The following is a 17923-nucleotide window of genomic DNA, read 5'->3' as shown; positions in this document are numbered from 1 at the left end:
GCCTCGGAAATCTTGGCTACCGAGGTGGCGTAGGAACAGCGTACATACCCCTCGCCGCACTCGCCGAAGGCGTTGCCCGGCACCAGTGCCACATGCTCCTTCATGAGCAGCTTCTCCGCAAATTCCTCGGAGGTCAGCCCCGTGGAGGTGATGTCAGGGAAGATGTAGAAGGCGCCCTTTGGCTCGAAGCATTTCAGGCCCGCATTGGTAAGCCCGTCATAAATCAGGCGGCGCCGCTTGTCATACTCGGAAACCATCTTTTTCATGTACTTTTCGCCGTGGCGCAGTGCCTCCACAGCGGCAATCTGGGCGGTAATAGGCGCGCACAGCATGGTGTACTGATGGATTTTTGTCATGGCGGCGATGATGTCAGGATTGGACAGGGCATAGCCGATGCGCCAGCCGGTCATGGCATAGGCCTTGGAAAAGCCGTTCAACAGAATGGTGCGGTCCTTCATCTCCGGCAGGCCGGCAAAGCAGATATGCCGCTCGCCGCCGTAGGTCAGGTCGCCGTATATTTCGTCGGAGATCACAATCAGGTCGTGCTTTACGGCAAAGCGGGAAATGGCAATCAGCTGCTCACGGGAGAGAATTGCCCCGGTAGGGTTATTCGGGTAGCCGATGAGCAGGGCCTTGGTCTTGTCGGTGACATGAGCCTCCAGATCCTCCGGCGTGATGCTGAAATTGTTCTCTATTTTTGCCGGCACAGGTACAGGCACGCCGCCGGCAAGGGCGGCACAGGCCTTGTAGGACACATAGCATGGTTCCGGGATGAGAATTTCATCCCCCGGTGCCAGAATGGTGCGCATGGCAATATCCAGTGCCTCGCTGACGCCTACCGTCACCAGTACGTCGGTCTTTGGCTCATAGTCAATATTGAAATTGCGCTTCTGCAGGGCGCAGATTTCCTCGCGCAGCTCCAGAAGTCCCCTGTTGGCGGTGTAGGAGGTGTAGCCCTGCTCAAGGCCGTATACGCAGCTTTCGCGGATGGACCAGGGCGTAATGAAGTCAGGCTCCCCCACACCCAGGGAAATGACATCCTCCATTTCGGCGGCGATGTCAAAAAAACGGCGGATGCCGGATGGCGGAATGGCGTGTACAACAGGAGAAATCCTCTTGTTCCAGTCAATATTTTCTGTCATGGGGTCATCACCAGCCTTCGATCTTGTTCTTTGTCCTCAATAATAATGCCGTCCTTCTTGTACGGCTTCAGCATGAAATGGCTTCTGGTCTGGGTTACGCCCTCAATGGTGGAGAGGCGGGTTGCCACGAAATTTGCCACTTCCTGCAGGGATTTGCCTTCGATGATAACCAGCAGGTCAAAGCTGCCGGACATGAGGTATACGGTGCGGACCTCGTCAAAGCGATAAATGCGCTCCGCGATGGCGTCAAAGCCGGTTTCCCTCTGAGGCGTCAGGTTGACCTCGATGATGGAGGTCACGGTGTTGTCACCGGTCTTTTCCCAGTTAATCAGAGTATTGTAGCTGAGAATTACCTTATCGCGCTCCAGCTGTGCCATCTGCTGCTCTACCTCGTATTCGCTGCGATGCAGCATGGCCGCCAGCTCCCCTGCCGGACGTCGGGCATCGTGTTCCAAAAGCTCTAATAATTCGCGCATATTTATCGCTCCCCTTTTTACATAGTAATAAATTTTATATCACATACAGAGAAATTTTGCAATGAAAAACCAAAAGTATAATTCATTTGACTGAAAATTAATAAAATTTTACGTAGGCAGGAGGAAAGACTGAAAAAGTATTGGGGATAATTTTCCTGTAATATGACATTGCATAAAGTTGGATTTTTGTATAAAATAATCTTGGTGTATTCTTTTGTAATGAAAGTTTTAGGCGGACTGTTTTTTTAAAAGGAGTCGATAGACTTGATTATAGGAAATATCAACGAGGAGGCTTCCGGCTTCAGCAAATATCCGGAGGCTGTCAGGGAAGCGCTGTTTTATCTGTGCAAACAGGATTTTAAGAACATGGAGGATGGCAGGTATCCGATTCATGGGGAGGACAGCTATGCTATTTTGCAGCGCTACAATACCCGTGTGCCGGAAAGCGGCAAGCCGGAGGCCCACCGCCAGTATGTGGATATCCAGTATATAGTGGAAGGCCGTGAGGAGCTGGGCTGGTGCCCTATGAGCCCGGAGCTGAAGGTCTGCGAGCCGTATAATGACGAAAAGGATATTGTTTTCTTTGACAAGCTGATTCCTATTAGCGGCATTACCCTTGAGGCAGGAAGCTTTGCTGTGCTGTATCCGACGGATGTGCATCGTCCCTGCGGTTCAGTAGGGGACGAGTCCGTACCTGTGACAAAAGTGGTAGTGAAGATTGCGGTGGATTATATCGAGTAGCCGCTTTTTCAATTCTTTTGGGTAGCTTGGATAACCATGTTTTTTAATATAAGTGATGGAGGCAAATCAATGAGTGTAAGAAGAATTTTTGTAGAAAAGCGACAGGGCTTTTTCGACATTCCGGCCCAGCAGCTGTGTGACGATCTGGTGGAGAGCTTCCGCCTGACCGGATTGAAGGCAGTCCGCCTGTTCAACCGCTACGATATAGAGGGGCTGAGTGACGAGGAATATGCTCAGGTAAAATCCGTGGTTTTTTCTGAGCCGCCTGTGGACGTTATCTACGAGGAGAAGTTGCCTGACTTCCCGAATTCTACTGTGTTTGCTGCAGAGTATCTGCCGGGACAGTATGATCAGACTGCAGATTCGGCTGCCCAGTGCGTTCAGCTGGTAACCCAGAAGGAGCGCCCTGTGATTGCTACGGCCCGCGTGGTTGTGCTGGTAGGCGATGTGGATGCTGATGCTGTCCGTAAGATAAAGGATTATTATATTAATGCTGTTGAGAGCCGCGAGGCCTCCATGGAAAAGCCTGACACGCTGGATATGAAGTTCGAGGTGCCTGCAGATGTGGAGGTTCTGGAGGGCTTCAACGAGATGGATGAGGCTGCCCTGCAGCAGTTCATGGACAGCCGCGGCTTTGCCATGAGCTTTGAGGATTTGAAGTTCTGCCAGCAGTATTTCCGCGATACCGAGAAGCGCCAGCCTACCATCACCGAAATCCGTGTAATTGATACCTACTGGTCCGACCACTGCCGCCATACCACCTTTACTACGGCTATTGATCTGGTGGATATTGAGAAGGGATATTACAGCAAGCCGATTGAGGCTGCCTACAGGCAGTATCTGGCTGACCGCAAGGAGCTTTATACGGGGCAGAACAGGGATGTTACCCTGATGGATCTGGCTGTTATCGGCATGAAGGCCCTCAGAAAGCAGGGCAAGCTGGAGGATTTGGACAAGTCTGACGAGATTAATGCCTGCAGTATCGTTGTCAATGCCGATATTGACGGCAAGAACGAGGACTGGCTGGTTATGTTCAAGAACGAAACCCATAACCATCCTACCGAGATTGAGCCATTCGGTGGTGCTGCCACCTGTCTGGGCGGTGCAATCCGCGATCCGCTGTCCGGCCGTTCCTATGTGTATCAGGCCATGCGCGTGACCGGTGCGGCCGACCCTAGGCGTCCTGTCAGCGAAACCCTGAAAGGCAAGCTGCCGCAGAAGAAGATTACCCTGGGGGCGGCCGCCGGCTACAGCTCCTACGGCAACCAGATCGGCCTTGCTACCGGACAGGTTTCCGAGGTATACCATGAGGGCTTTTTGGCAAAGCGCATGGAAATCGGCGCCGTGATTGCCGCTGCGCCAAAGGTGAATGTTGTCCGTGAGGTTCCGTCCCCTGATGATGTTATCGTGCTGGTGGGCGGACGTACCGGCCGCGACGGCTGCGGCGGTGCTACCGGTTCCTCCAAGGAGCATACCCTTGAATCCCTGACTGCCTGCGGCGCCGAGGTGCAGAAGGGCAATCCGCCTACGGAGAGAAAGATTCAGCGCCTGTTCAGGAATCCTGAAATCAGCCGCATGATAAAGAGGTGCAACGACTTTGGTGCAGGCGGCGTGTCCGTTGCCATCGGCGAGCTGACCGACGGCCTCGTAATTGATCTGGATGCCGTAAAGAAGAAGTACGAAGGCCTTGATGGCACCGAGCTGGCTATTTCCGAGTCCCAGGAGCGCATGGCTGTGGTTATCACCCGTGACAACGTGGAGAAGTTCGTGGCCGCCGCCGACGAGGAGAACCTTGAGGCCACCGTGGTGGCCGTTGTTACCGACAACCGCCGTCTGGTGATGAACTGGCGCGAGAACACCATTGTCGACCTGAGCCGTGATTTCCTCGATACCAACGGTGTAAAACAGCATATCAGCCTTGTGGTTGAGGCGCCGGAGAAGGACAGGTGCTATCTGGACCAGATTCCTGGCAAGGTGGCCGCGCTGGCTCCTGATTTGGAGAAGGCATGGCTGGAAAATCTGAAGGATCTGAATGTGTGCAGCCAGAAGGGGCTGGCAGAGCGCTTTGACTCTTCCATCGGCGGCAACAGCGTGCTCATGCCGTTTGGCGGCAAGAACCAGCTTACCCCGACCGAGGGCATGGTGGCCAAGCTGCCTGTGCTGGGCGCGGAAACCACTACCGCTACGGCCATGACCTATGGCTACAACCCTTATCTCATGGAGTGGAGCCCGTTCCACGGCGCCATGTACGCGGTTATCGAGTCCGTGGCAAAGATGGTGGCCCTGGGCGGCCGTGCCGACAAGGTGCGCCTGACCTTCCAGGAGTATTTTGAGAGCCTGGGCACTGACAGCAAAAAGTGGGGCAAGCCGTTTGCCGCCCTGCTGGGCGCGCTGTGGGCGCAGCATCAGCTGGAAATCCCTGCCATCGGCGGCAAGGATTCCATGTCCGGCACCTTTATGGATCTGACCGTGCCGCCTACCCTTGCTTCCTTTGCCGTGGATGTCATGAAGGCTGACAATGCTGTTTCCCCTGAGTTCAAGTTCACAGGCAGCAAGGTTTATTATGTGCCTATGGCCAAGGATGAGCTGGCTATGCCGAACTTCCCTAAGCTGAGGGCTGTATATGAAAAGGTAAGCAATTTTATTGCGGCCAGAAAGGTATTTGCCGCTTCCAGCGTCCGCATCGGCGGTATGGCTGCCGCTATTACCAAGATGTGCCTGGGCAACGGCATCGGCTTCAGGTTTGCAGGCAAGCCTGATATGCAGGAGCTGTTCAAGGCAGATTATGGTGCGCTGATTCTTGAGGTCGCTGCCGATTCTGATATAGAGAAGGCACTGGCAGGCACCGGCTGCTATGAGCTGGGCAGGACCACCCAGAACGGCAGTATTGTCATCGGCGATGCAGTGGTTTCCTTCAACGATGCGAAGAAGGCCTACACCTCCCCGCTGGAGAAGATATTCCCGACCAGCGTCAAGACTTCCGACAAGGGTACCAGCGAGTATCTCTACACCGGCGGCAACAGGGTGAAGCCGCAGATTGGCATCGCCAGGCCGAAGATTTTCATTCCTGTATTCCCGGGTACCAACTGCGAGTACGATACGGCAAGGGCATTCAGCCGTGCCGGCGGCGATCCGCAGACGCTGGTTATCCGCAACCTGACGCCGCAGGCTGTTGAGGAATCCGTTGAGGCCATCGTCAGGGGCATCGAGGACTCCCAGATTATCATGCTGCCGGGCGGTTTCAGCGGCGGTGACGAGCCGGACGGCTCCGGCAAGTTCATTGCGGCCATCTTCAGAAATCCTCGCATCAAGGAAGCTGTCCACAAGCTGCTGCAGCAGCGTGACGGCCTGATGCTGGGCATCTGCAACGGCTTCCAGGCGCTGATTAAGCTGGGACTGGTTCCTTACGGCGAAATCCGCGATCTGGATGCGGCATCGCCTACCCTGACCCACAATCAGATTGGCCGCCATGCCTCCTGCATGGTGCGCACAAAGGTGGTGTCCAACCTTTCTCCGTGGTTCAACAACGTGAAGCCGGGCGAAATCTTCACCATTCCTATTTCTCACGGTGAGGGCCGCTTCTTTGCGGACAAGGAGGTAGTGGCAAAGCTGCGCATTAACGGGCAGATTGCCACCCAGTATGTAAACGAGGCCGGTGCGCCTACCCTTGAGATGCCGTTCAATCCGAATGGCTCCGTCAACGCCATCGAGGGCATTACCAGCCCTGACGGCCGTGTGCTGGGCAAGATGGGTCACTCCGAGCGTATCGGTGATTCCGTTGCCATGAACGTGCCTGGCAATCAGGATCAGAAGATTTTTGAGGCGGGCATTGCCTACTACAAGCTCTGATATAAATATGAAGTGCGGCTTCCTGCGGGGAGCCGCTTTTCGTATGTGTAAATTTGTTGGAAAAAAATAAAAAAATTTTTCAAGTTAGCAGGAAAAAACCACTCCTGTGGCGAATAATAACTCGAAAAGAAGTTGCGGGTATCCGGGGGGATTTCCGCTTCTTAGTGGCGTTAGTATTTTGCAGAGGGGGATTTTTGAATGGCAAAAAAATATGTAATGGCACTGGACGCAGGTACTACTTCCAACAGGGCAATTATTTTTGACGAAAACTCCAAGATTATTGGTGTAGCACAGAAGGAGTTTACGCAGCATTTTCCGAAGCCGGGCTGGGTTGAGCACGATGCGGAGGAAATCTGGAGCACCATGTGCGAGGTAATGAAGGGCGCTTTGGAGCAGAGCGGTTTGGAGGCAAGTGACATTGCAGCCATCGGTATTACCAATCAGCGTGAAACTGCTGTGGTATGGGACAAGAATACCGGCCGTCCTGTATATCATGCCATCGTGTGGCAGTCGCGCCAGACCTCCGGCATTGTAGATGACCTGAAGGCGAAGGGACTGCTGGAGGAGTTCAAGGCCAAAACCGGCCTGACCCTCGACGCATATTTCTCCGGCACGAAGATTACCTGGATTCTGGAGAATGTGGAAGGAACCCGTGCCCGTGCCGAGGCCGGTGATCTGATTTTCGGTACGATTGATACCTGGCTTATCTGGAAGCTGACAGGCGGCAAGGCCCATGTAACGGATTATTCCAACGCTTCCCGTACCCTGATGTACAACATCAAGGAGCTGAAGTGGGACGATGCCCTTATCGGTTATCTGAATGTTCCGAAGTCCATGCTGCCGGAGGTTCGTCCGTCCTCCAGCGTCTATGGCTACAGCATTCCTTCTATTCTCGGCTCGTCCATTCCTGTTGCCGGTGCTGCCGGTGACCAGCAGGCTGCCCTGTTCGGCCAGAACTGCTTCAATCCGGGCGAGGCAAAGAACACCTATGGTACCGGCTGCTTCATGCTGATGAATACCGGTACTGATATCTATGATTCAAAGAACGGCCTTGTTACCACCATTGCCTGGGGTCTGGATGGCAAGGTTGAATATGCGCTGGAAGGCTCCATCTTCGTGGCAGGCTCTGCTATCCAGTGGCTCCGCGATGGCGCCCGCATGGTTGATTCTGCGCCGGATTCCGAATGGGTTGCCAAGAAGGTGCGCGATACCGGCGGTGTATATCTGGTTCCTGCCTTTGTGGGCCTGGGCGCTCCGTATTGGGATTCCAATGCCCGCGGCATGATTATCGGTATTACCCGCGGTACTACCAAGGCGCATATTGTGCGTGCCACCCTTGAATCCCTGGCATATCAGACCAAGGATGTTCTGGGGGCAATGGAGGCTGATTCCGGCATCAGGCTGGCTGCCCTGAAGGTAGATGGCGGTGCTGTTGCCAACAACCTGATGATGCAGTTCCAGGCTGATATTCTGGGGGTTCCTGTTGATCGTCCTCAGATTATTGAAACGACGGCTCTCGGTGCCGCCTATCTGGCAGGCCTTGCTGTGGGTGTATGGAACAGCAAGGAAGAGCTGAAGACGGCATGGAAGCTGGATGTGCGCTTCGAGCCTGTAATGGCAGAGCAGGAGGCCGCAAAGCTCTACAAGGGCTGGAGAAAGGCTGTAAAGCATGCTATGCATTGGCTGGATGATGAGGACTGATTTGCAGCCCGGATTGTGATTTATAGTGCAAGCATCCTCGCCTGCACAGCAGATTCGCAGGTGGGGATGCGTTTCCAACGGGTTGGCTATGGAATGTTAGGAGGGTATTATTGTGAAGAAAATTATCAATGCAGTGGAAAATGTGGAAGAGGAAATGATTCTTGGTCTGGTGAAGTCAGCACCTGACAAGCTGCGCAAGCTGGATTGCGGCAACGTGGTTGTGCGCGCCAATAAGAAAGAAGGCAAGGTTGCGCTGGTAAGCGGCGGCGGCAGCGGCCATGAGCCTGCTCACGGCGGCTATGTAGGCGAAGGCATGCTGGATGGCGCAGTTGCCGGTGCGGTATTTACCTCTCCTACCCCGGATCAGATTTATGAGGCCATCAAGGCGATTGCAACAGACAAGGGTGTACTTTGTATCGTAAAGAATTACACCGGTGATATCATGAACTTTGAGATGGCTATCGACATGGCAAAGGACGAGGATATCAAGGCTGATTATGTAGTCGTAAACGACGATGTGGCAGTAAAGGATTCCCTTTATACTACCGGACGCCGCGGCGTAGCAGGCACCGTTCTGGTGCACAAGATTGCAGGCGCCCTGGCAGAGACCGGTGCCAGCCTGGAGGAAGTAAAGGCAGTAGCGGAGAAGGTTATTGCCAACGTGCGCACCATGGGCATGGCTATAACTGCATGCACCATGCCGGCAGCCGGCAAGCCTGGCTTTGAGCTGGCAGATGATGAGATGGAAATCGGCATCGGCATTCATGGCGAGCCGGGCACCAGCCGCGAGACGCTGAAATCTGCCAATGATATCGCAGATGAGCTTTTGAACAGAATTGTTGAGGACATTGACTATACAGGCAAGGAAGTTGCTGTTATAATTAATGGCATGGGCGGAACTCCATTGATGGAGCTGTACATTGTAAATAATTATGTGGCTGATTTCCTGGCAGAAAAGGGTATCAAGGTTTATGACACAATGGTGGGCAACTACATGACCTCCATTGAGATGGCAGGCTTCTCCATTACGCTCCTGCGTCTTGATGATGAGCTGAAGAAGCTGTATGATGCCAAGGCCGATACTCCTGCCTTGAAGAAATAATTTCGAGGGGAGCTGTTTTCTACGATTACGAATGAAAAGATTATTGAGATTTTGAAGGCTGTTGCGGCCCGCATTGAGGAGCAGAAGGACTACCTGACAGAGCTGGACAACGAGATTGCCGACGGCGACCACGGTGTAAATATGGCGAAGGGCTTTAATGCCGTTGTACCAAAGCTGGAGACTATGGCAGGCAAGGATATCGGTTCCCTGCTCAAGACTACCGGCATGACGCTGGTTTCCACTGTCGGCGGCTCAGCAGGGCCTCTTTATGGCACTGCTTTCATGAAGGCAGGCGCCGCCCTGAAAGACAAGATGGAAATAGACAGCAAGGATCTGGTTGTGGCTCTGGAGGCTGCGATTGGCGGCATCAAGATGCGCGGCAAGGCAACTACCGGTGAAAAGACCATGCTGGACGCCATCTGCCCTGCATATGATGCCATGAAGGCGGCTGTTGAGGCCGGTGAGGATATGAAGTCCGCTGTTGGCAAGGCTGTTGAGGCCGCCCGTGCCGGTGTGGAGTATACCAAGACAATCAAGGCAACGAAGGGCCGGGCAAGCTATATCGGGGACAGAAGCATCGGGCATCAGGATCCTGGCGCTACGTCTTCCATGTATATGCTTGAGGTATTGCTGGAGCATATCTAAGCGAGATTTTTGATGGGATGTGAAGTGGGGAAGTTCGCTTCCCTGCTTCATTTGTTGTGTGATGGTGTGAAAGGGTAGATAAAGATAGTTTGCGCTACAGTATAAAAGGAGATGGGACAGATGGTAGGTATCGTAGTTGTATCTCATAGCCAGTGCCTGGCAGAAGGGGCTGTAGAGCTGGCCAAAATGATGGCCAGGGATGCACGGATTGCCGCAGCTGGCGGATTAGAAGACGGTACACCTGGTACCAGCTTTGAAAAGATAATGACGGCTATTGAAAGTGTTTATTCGGAGGATGGCGTTGCAGTGCTTATGGATATGGGGAGTGCTGTGATGACCACGGAGATGGTAATAGAGGCTCTGGGGTATGATAATGTATTCATGCTGGACGGCCCTGTAGTAGAAGGGGCTATTGTGGCGGCACTGGAGGCTTCGCTCGGGACGCCGGCGAAGGCGCTGCAGGCGAAAGTTGATGAGGTCAGAACCGCACGCAAGCTGGACCTGTGAGCTGTTTATGTATTTTCATGGAAGGCAAAGTAAAAATCACATTTTTGAGGAAGTGTGATTTTTATTTTGCCTTTTTTTATCTATATGATATAATCAAAAAGATATGAAAGGGTGATTTTTTGCGAGGATATTTATATCTGCTCATGGCCTCCTTTCTGTGGGGAACGACATTTGTGGCCCAGCTTACGGGCATGGATGAGATTGGTCCCTTTACCTATGGCATGGGCAGGTTCATTATAGGTTTTTTTGTAGTGCTCGCTATCTGGGCGGCTTTCGGGCAGCGGCGGCAGCGTGCCAGGGCTGAGGGGTGCTATCTCTCCGGCTGGAGGTTCGGCATAGGCGCCGGCATGATCATGTTTCTGGCGTCGGCTTTTCAGCAGTTTGCCCTGCTGTTTACCACGGCAGGCAAAACGGCTTTTATCACCTGCCTGTACATTATATTTGTGCCGTTGTTTGCCAGGCTGATAGGCAAGAGGATACGGCCGGAAAACTGGGCCGGGGCCTTTGTGGCGGCCATCGGTCTGTACTGCCTGTCGGTTCAGGGGGAATTTGACCTGAACTACGGTGATGTGCTGGCGTTTATCGGCTCAATTTTCTGGGCATTTCATATTTTATTTATTGACAGATACGCGGAAAGAGCGGACAATATTGAGTTGTCGGCTGCCCAGCTGGCGGTTTGCGCAGTGCTGAACAGCCTGGCATGCTTCTTGCTGGAGCCGTTTACATGGCAGCAGCTGGCAGATGCCGCGATACCTATTCTTTATGCGGCAGTCCTGTCGTCGGGCGTGGCGTTCACGCTGCAGATTATGGGGCAGAGGACGGCAGAGCCGGCACCGGCGGCCGTGATTATGAGCCTTGAGTCGGTGTTTGGCGCATTGGCCGGGTGGCTGATTCTTGGGGAGAAAATGTACAGCGTAGAGCTGGCAGGCTGTGTGCTGATGCTTGCGGGGATGCTGATTACCCAGGCAGGCGTAATCCTGCACAGGCGCTAGGCCGCGGTGCTGACATGCACGGGCGGTCCGGCGGGGAGTGCAGGCTTGATTTGGAATAATGGATATAGAGGATATAGAGGAGGCACAAAAATGGCAGAGGTGCAGAACGGAATCAAGGGAGCAGTAATTACTATAAAGATTGTAGGCATAGGCGGTGGCGGCAATAATGTCCTGCGCCGTCTGGCCCAGGATGGCTTTGACAGGAACCAGCTGCTGGCGATTAATACTGATGTGCGTCAGCTGAAGCTTCTGGAGGCGGAGGGGATTCCCTGCCTGCTGGTGGGGGCTGCTACCACCAGGGGACGCGGTACCGGCGGCAATGTAGAAAAGGCGCAGAATGCCGCTATTGCCGACAAGGAAGAGATTGCCAAGGCCGTTGCCGGTTCTGATCTGGTATTCCTGACTGCCGGCATGGGCAAGGGCGTGGGGACGGGAGCCGCTCCTGTGGTGGCCAAGATTGCCCACGACATGGGGATTCTGACCGTAGGCATGGTGACACTGCCGTTTACCCATGAGGGTTCCCGCAAGATGGATACTGCCAAGGCCGGTGTGGAGCTTTTGCGCCAGAATATGGATGCCCTTGTGGTAGTCAACAACGATAATATCGAAAAGCTGCCTGAATTCCGCCGGATTACGGTGGGAGAAACTTTTTCCATGGTGGATGAGGTACTGCGCCAGTCCATCGGCAGCATCGTGGAAATGATAGAAACCACCGGCGTAGTCAATGTGGATTTCGCAGATGTCAAGACCATCTTCACCCAGGGCAGCACCAGCGAGGCCATCATGGGCACCAGTGTGGGCAGAACCGCGCTGGAAGCCGTACAGAATGCCATCAACAGCCCGCTGATTGAGATTTCCGTCCGTGGTGCCAGAGGCATCATTGTCAATATTACCGGCAATTCTTCCCTGGCGCTGGATGCAGTGCGGGAGGCCAATATCTTCCTGTGCGAGAATACCCACCCTGACGTCAACAATATTTTTGGCCTGGTGGTGGATGAGAGCATGGGCAGTCAGGTGCGGGCGACCATTATTGCGACCGACTTTGATCCGAAGGTGCTGCTGGAGATGAAAAATCAGATTAAGCCGATTGCCTTCACGGGGCAGGAGCCGCCGAAGCCGAGCCTTTATGGTGACAAGCCGCCTGTGACCCGCGGCACCCTCTTTGGCAACACGGCTGAGCGCAAGACCGGTCTGGGAGCAAGGCCGCAGGCCGCATCAAAGCAGGAGGCTGATGATGTGGATGTGCCTGAGTTCATGCGCAGGAAAAACCCTGCCCCGCTGATGTTTGGCAGGCGTGACAAGGATTAAGGACAGCGGCAGGGGTGAGTTTTTATGCTGGATCAGTTTTCGCGCACCAGAATCCTGCTGGGCAACGAGGCCATGGAAAAGCTGGCCGCCAGCAGGGTGGCCGTGTTCGGCGTGGGAGGCGTTGGTTCCTACGCGGCAGAGGCACTGGTACGGTGCGGCATAGGCAATTTTGTGCTGGTGGACAGCGACGAGGTAAGCATCACCAATGTGAACCGCCAGATTCATGCTACCATGCAGACGGTAGGGCAGTGCAAGACAAGGGTTATGGCGGAGCGCATGCGGCTGATTAATCCCGAGGTCAGGATTGAGGAAATTAATGAGTTTTATCTGCCGGAGAATCATGATTTGTTTTTTGAGGGCAGAATTGATTATATTGTGGATGCCATTGACACCGTAAAGAGCAAGATTGATCTGATTCTTGAGGCTGACAGGCGTCAGATTCCCATCATCAGCAGCATGGGGGCAGGCAACAAGCTGAACCCGGCGGCGCTGGAGGTATCTGATATCTACAAGACCAGCGTCTGCCCGCTGGCGAGGGCGCTCCGGCAGAAGCTGAAAAAGCTGGGCATCAGGAAGCTGAAGGTGGTCTACTCACGGGAAGAGCCCTTGAAGCCCATGCTTCTTGAGGGACACACCGAGGAGCCGGCAGGCTCCAGGCACACGGTGCCGGGCAGCGTGTCCTTTGTGCCGTCCGTGGCAGGCCTGATTGCCGCCAGCGAGGTGGTCAGGGATTTGACGGGCAGGGCCGGAAGATTGGCAAACTGAAAGATTGAAACGAAGATTGAAGGTAACGATGAGGTTATATTGCCGCAGTGGCGGCAGTATGGCCTCTTTTTGTGTTTTTGGCGCAGCTTGCAGGAAAGAGGGAAGTGCTATGCTTACATGCGGTGATTTGAGAAATTTGCCAGTGCTGCAAAAAATAAAATATCTGACGGGGAGCAGCGGGCTTGCCAATCCCATCCGTTGGATTTTTGTGCCGGAGATGGAGGATATTGCCCCCTGGATTCACGGGGGCGAGCTCATGATTATCAGCGGCGCCTTGTCACAGCGCAAGGATTTTCGTCCGGGGCAGGTACTGATGGAAGCCATGCGGCTGAAAATGGCAGGCGCTGTGCTGATGGTGGGGGACAGCTATATCCAGAAGGTGCCCAGGGATGTCATAACAAGGGCGATGGAGCAGGATTTTGCGATTATGGCTATTCCTTGGAATGTGCCGCTGGTGGATATTCAGGAGGCTGTGGCAAGGGCAATCGTGATGAGCGACGCCAAGCTGACGCTGGATAATGCCCTTGATTTGCTGCTGCAGGGCAAAATCAGTGCCAGGGAGTACGCAGGCTTTGTGCTGGCACCTTTTTTGGCACAGGAGGAACGGGATTACAGCAGTCTTCTGGATACACTGGAATCGTATTTTGCCTGCAATGGCAATACGCTCAAGGCGGCGGAGCTGCTGTTTATTCATCGCAATACTGTCAAATATCGTCTGGGGCAGGTGGAGGCGCTTCTGGGATGTTCGCTGGAGAATGCCGGTATCAGGCTGAAGCTCCAGCTGGCACTTTATATCCGCAGCATGGAAAAAGGAAAATGCTGAAAGGGACTTTTCCTGTGCAGTCTGCACAACAAAACAGGATTTTTTAAGTCAGGTTGCACAAAAATCAGGCATTTGGTTGACGGCGGTATTTTTGCTGGCTATAATGTGAGCATAACAGCAAAGGAAAAAACAAGGAAAAGCCGGAGGCAGCAGCTGAAAGCAAGACTGATTGTGGACAACGTGGTTCTCGTTTCTGTGACGTATGGGCGCAGGAGCGGGAACTTTTTTATTTTGTGTGTTTTGCAGAAGGAAGGTAATTATTATGGCAGAGAAGAAGATTGACAATGATTTTTCCCTGACTGCGGTAGGGAAGGAAGGCCGGCGCGGGCTGATACCGATGATGGCGATCATGCTGGGATTTACTTTTTATACCGGTACCATGCTGACCGGCGGACGGCTGGGCACGAGCCTGACTTTTTCAGATTTGGCTGCCGCCCTGCTGATTGGTGATTTGATTTTGGGAATTTATACGGCTTTGCTGGCCTATATGGGCGGCAGGACCGGTCTTTCCACTCATCTTTTGGCGCGTTATGCTTTTGGTGAGAAGGGATCCTATCTGGTTTCCGGCATCCTGGGGCTTACCCAGGTGGGCTGGTTCGGCGTCAGTGTCGTGATGCTGGCTTTGCCAATCAGCAAGATTTTTGGCATCGATATTACGCCGGTTATTCTGGTCAGCGGCGCCATGATGGTTGCTACCGCTTATTTCGGCGTAAAGTCCCTGACTATTCTCAGCATTGTGGCAGTGCCTTCTATTGCGGTGCTGGGGTGCTATTCTTCGGCGATTTCCCTGAATGCTATCGGCGGGCTGGGTGAGCTGATGGATTCCACTGCTGTCAGCACTATGAGCCTGACCATGGCACTGAGCCTGGTGGTAGGCTCCTTTATTTCCGGTGGCACGCTGACACCTGATTTTGCCCGTTTTTCCCGCACACCGAGGATTGCCGTGGCTTCTACCGTGGCAGCGTTCTTTATCGGCAATATCCTCATGTTTGCTTTTGGTGCGATTGGCGGCCTTGCTACCGGCATGGCAGATATTTCCGATGTGATGATTGCCCAGGGGCTGGTGCTGTCCGGTATTGTCATTCTGGGCCTGAATATCTGGACGACTAATGACAATACCATTTATGCCGCAAGCCTGGCTTTTTCCAATATTACCAAGATGCCGAAAAAGCAGTGGGTTGTTATTAACGGTGCTCTTTCCACGGTTTTTGCCATGGTGCTGTACAATCATTTTATTCCGCTTTTGAGCTTCCTCAGTGCGATTATTCCGCCTCTGGGCGCTGTGATGATTATGGATTATTTCTTCCTGAACCGCAAGGCGTACGAGGGGGATTTTGCTGAGGCTGAGTTCTCCGTAGTCAACGTGCCGGCCATTCTGGCTGTGGTTGTGGGCGGCCTTTGCGGCCATCTGCCGGTGGGAGTTGGCTGCCTCAATGCAGTGCTGGGCGCAATGGTTTCCTATGGCGCATTTATGGGTGCCAGGAATGTATTGGCCGGCAGGGGCAATGATGATGATTTTGGCAACATGATTCACAATGTATGAGCCGATATGGGCTGAAATGATAAGCGCCGCAGCAGAGGGAGATGCAGAGATGCAGCTTCTGTTGCGGCGCGTGCGTTATAGAGAAGGATGATTTGATGATGAAGAAGAAGCTGTATAGGAATGCCAGGCTGGCTGATTCAAAGGAACCACAGGATTTGCTGGTGGAAAATGGAAGATTTGCCGCGATTGGCGCCAATTTGTCCGCTGATGACGCCCAGGTGGTGGATTTGGGCGGCAGGCTGGTGATTGCGCCGTATGTGGACCCGCATCTGCATCTGGATTATGTTTATACCGCTTTGGGGGAGGGTGCCAGAAACGACAGCGGCACGCTCTTTGAAGGGATTCAGCGCTGGAGCGAGACCAAGGCAGGTGCCACCGTTGATGAGATTAAGGCAAGGGCAAGGCGGGCCGTCCGGGAAGAAATGCTGGCAGGTGTGCAGTATATACGTACTCATGTGGATGTGACGGACAGGAAGCTGACCGCCCTGAAGGCAATTCTTGAGCTGAGGGAAGAGCTTCGGGATGTGGTGACAATCCAGATTGTGGCGTTTCCGCAGGAGGGCATGTATGCTTATCCGGGCGGCGCCAAGCTGGTGGAGGAGGCCCTGCGGATGGGAGCTGACTGCGTGGGCGGCATTCCTCATTTTGAGCTGGCCCGTGAGTTTGGGGAGATGTCTGTGCACAAGGCTGTGGAGCTGGCTGTGCAGTACGATAAGCTGATTGATGTGCATTGTGATGAAACGGATGATGATCAGTCGCGCTTTTTGGAGCTGCTGACGGCGCTGGCCATCATGGAGGATATCGGGGAGCGGACCACAGCAAGCCATACCTGTTCCTTTGGCTCCGCGAATAATGCGTATGCTTTTCGCATGATGTCCAATTTCAAGCGTGCCGGCATTAACTTTATCTCCTGCCCTACTGAGAATATTTACCTGCAGGGGCGGCAGGACAGCTATCCGAAGCGCAGGGGGCTAACCCGCGTCAAGGAGTTCTTTGAGGCCGGGATTAACGTGTGCTTTGCCCAGGATTCTATTTCCGATCCATGGTATCCGCTGGGCAACGGCAACATGATGAATATACTGGATCACGGGATTCATATCTGCCAGATGATGTCCCTTGAGGAAATTGACAGGGCTCTGGAGCTGGTGACTGTAAATGGTGCCAGGACCATGCACCTGCTGGATGAGTATGGCATCTTCCCCGGCAGGCCGGCGAGTTTTCTGGTACTGGATGCGGAATCACCTTTTGAGGCAATCCGCAACAGGGCAGGGGTGCTGCGCTCTGTCCGCAACGGCAAGGAGCTGCTTGTCCGCGTGCCGGCAGCAGTTACCAGCAGCATAGAATTTCTGCAGTAGCAGGTTCAGTTTGTCACTGCCGGGCGGTACGGCATATCTTCGGGTATGCTGTACCGCTTTTTGTGCTATAATAGGCTGTATACCGTTTGATGCAGAAAGGCTGGGATAGATTATGGGCAGGGTGGCTTTGATTACGGGAGGTACGTCGGGCATCGGGCTGGCGGCAGCGGAGCTGTTTTTGCAGGCCGGCTGGCAGGTGGCTGTCATGGGCAGGGATGCTGGCCGCGGGCAGAGGGCAGCTGACGGGCTGGGGCGTGAGGCTATGTATGTGCAGGGGGATGTGATGCGGACGGAGGACTGCCGCCGTGCCGTGGCTGAAACGGCAGGGCGGTTTGGCGGACTGGACGCCCTGATAAACTCGGCCGGTATTTATTTTGAGCGCGCCATCGAGGATATGGAGGAAGCAGAGTTTGACAGGATGATGTCCGTCAACCTCAAGGGAACATATTTCATGACGAAATATGCTGTGGAGGTTATGAAAAAGCAGGGGCGCGGCTGTATTGTCAACGTGTCCTCGGATGCGGGGCTGCATGGCAATCTGCTGTGCAGTGCCTACTGCGCCTCCAAGGGCGCCGTCAATATGTTTACCAAGGCCATGGCGCTGGAGCTGGGGCCCTTTGGCATACGCATCAATGCAGTCTGTCCGGGTGACGTGCTGACACCCCTGACGGAAAGCCAGCTGGCCCAGTATCCGGATCGCCGGCAGGCACTGCAGGAAATGAGCAGCGTCTACCCGCTGGGGCGAATTGCCACGGCAGAAGAGGTGGCGGAGGTTATCAGGTTTCTTTGCTCGGAGGCTGCGGGGTTTGTCAACGGAGCGTTATGGAGCATAGATGGCGGACTGACCTGATAATCTGATATTACAGCATTTTCTGGTTGATGAATTGGCTTGATGTGTGATAAAATTTAGTTTAAAGTAATTGTAATTTTCGTTCAGGCTGTGCCTTGACGGGGCATGGGCAGAGTAGAGGTGC

At 53.8% G+C, this 17923-nt stretch carries 15 protein-coding genes; 13 read left to right on the top strand and 2 right to left on the bottom strand.

Annotated elements, in window-relative coordinates:
- A partial coding sequence (locus ACI3UA_RS08570; protein ID WP_439724399.1) for an aminotransferase class I/II-fold pyridoxal phosphate-dependent enzyme occupies positions 1–1142 on the bottom strand: 1142 nt, incomplete at its 3' end.
- A complete protein-coding gene (locus tag ACI3UA_RS08565) occupies positions 1139–1618 on the bottom strand; it encodes an Lrp/AsnC family transcriptional regulator (RefSeq protein WP_154408035.1) in 480 nt (159 codons plus the stop codon). The genes ACI3UA_RS08565 and ACI3UA_RS08570, both read right to left, overlap by 4 nt.
- A 264-nt stretch (positions 1619–1882) precedes the next feature.
- Between ACI3UA_RS08565 and ACI3UA_RS08560 the strand changes: the two genes are divergently transcribed.
- The 13 genes from ACI3UA_RS08560 to ACI3UA_RS08500 all read left to right on the top strand — a co-directional run bounded on the left by ACI3UA_RS08560 (position 1883) and on the right by ACI3UA_RS08500 (position 17799).
- A complete protein-coding gene (locus ACI3UA_RS08560; protein WP_439724398.1) occupies positions 1883–2359 on the top strand; it encodes a YhcH/YjgK/YiaL family protein in 477 nt (158 codons plus the stop codon).
- Positions 2360–2428: 69 nt separating this feature from the next.
- Complete coding sequence (locus tag ACI3UA_RS08555; RefSeq protein ID WP_439724397.1) at positions 2429–6208, top strand: phosphoribosylformylglycinamidine synthase; 3780 nt, start codon at positions 2429–2431, stop codon at positions 6206–6208.
- Between the two features lie 198 nt (positions 6209–6406).
- Positions 6407–7909, top strand: a complete 1503-nt coding sequence (gene glpK / locus ACI3UA_RS08550; RefSeq protein WP_439724396.1) for a glycerol kinase GlpK — start codon at positions 6407–6409, stop codon at positions 7907–7909.
- Between the two features lie 112 nt (positions 7910–8021).
- Positions 8022–9011, top strand: coding sequence for a dihydroxyacetone kinase subunit DhaK (gene dhaK / locus ACI3UA_RS08545; protein WP_439724395.1), 990 nt, complete (start codon positions 8022–8024; stop codon positions 9009–9011).
- A 51-nt stretch (positions 9012–9062) separates the two neighbouring features.
- Positions 9063–9656 (top strand): dihydroxyacetone kinase subunit DhaL, encoded by a 594-nt coding sequence (gene dhaL / locus ACI3UA_RS08540; RefSeq protein ID WP_439724394.1) that lies wholly within the window; start codon positions 9063–9065, stop codon positions 9654–9656.
- 120 nt (positions 9657–9776) lie between these two features.
- Positions 9777–10163, top strand: a complete 387-nt coding sequence (dhaM, locus tag ACI3UA_RS08535) for a dihydroxyacetone kinase phosphoryl donor subunit DhaM (protein ID WP_439724393.1) — start codon at positions 9777–9779, stop codon at positions 10161–10163.
- 119 nt (positions 10164–10282) lie between these two features.
- On the top strand, positions 10283–11155 hold the full coding sequence (locus ACI3UA_RS08530; RefSeq protein ID WP_439724392.1) for a DMT family transporter: 873 nt from the start codon (positions 10283–10285) through the stop codon (positions 11153–11155).
- A gap of 90 nt (positions 11156–11245) precedes the next feature.
- On the top strand, positions 11246–12463 hold the full coding sequence (locus ACI3UA_RS08525; RefSeq protein WP_439724391.1) for a cell division protein FtsZ: 1218 nt from the start codon (positions 11246–11248) through the stop codon (positions 12461–12463).
- A 24-nt stretch (positions 12464–12487) separates the two neighbouring features.
- Positions 12488–13228 carry a tRNA threonylcarbamoyladenosine dehydratase gene (locus ACI3UA_RS08520; protein WP_439724390.1) on the top strand — a complete coding sequence of 247 codons (741 nt, stop codon included), beginning with the start codon at positions 12488–12490 and terminating at the stop codon, positions 13226–13228.
- A 109-nt stretch (positions 13229–13337) separates the two neighbouring features.
- Positions 13338–14051, top strand: coding sequence for a PucR family transcriptional regulator (locus ACI3UA_RS08515; protein ID WP_439724389.1), 714 nt, complete (start codon positions 13338–13340; stop codon positions 14049–14051).
- Positions 14052–14313: 262 nt separating this feature from the next.
- Positions 14314–15594, top strand: a complete 1281-nt coding sequence (codB, locus tag ACI3UA_RS08510) for a cytosine permease (RefSeq protein WP_439724388.1) — start codon at positions 14314–14316, stop codon at positions 15592–15594.
- A 95-nt stretch (positions 15595–15689) separates the two neighbouring features.
- A complete protein-coding gene (codA, locus tag ACI3UA_RS08505; protein WP_439724387.1) occupies positions 15690–16949 on the top strand; it encodes a cytosine deaminase in 1260 nt (419 codons plus the stop codon).
- 112 nt (positions 16950–17061) lie between these two features.
- Complete coding sequence (locus ACI3UA_RS08500) at positions 17062–17799, top strand: SDR family NAD(P)-dependent oxidoreductase (protein ID WP_439724386.1); 738 nt, start codon at positions 17062–17064, stop codon at positions 17797–17799.
- The last annotated feature ends 124 nt before the right edge of the window (positions 17800–17923 follow it).

The organism is Anaerovibrio sp. (assembly GCF_051866355.1).
GTDB lineage: Bacteria > Bacillota > Negativicutes > Selenomonadales > Selenomonadaceae > Anaerovibrio.
The sequence above is the reverse complement of the archived record's forward strand: the minus strand, read 5'-3'. Positions and strand labels throughout refer to the sequence as shown.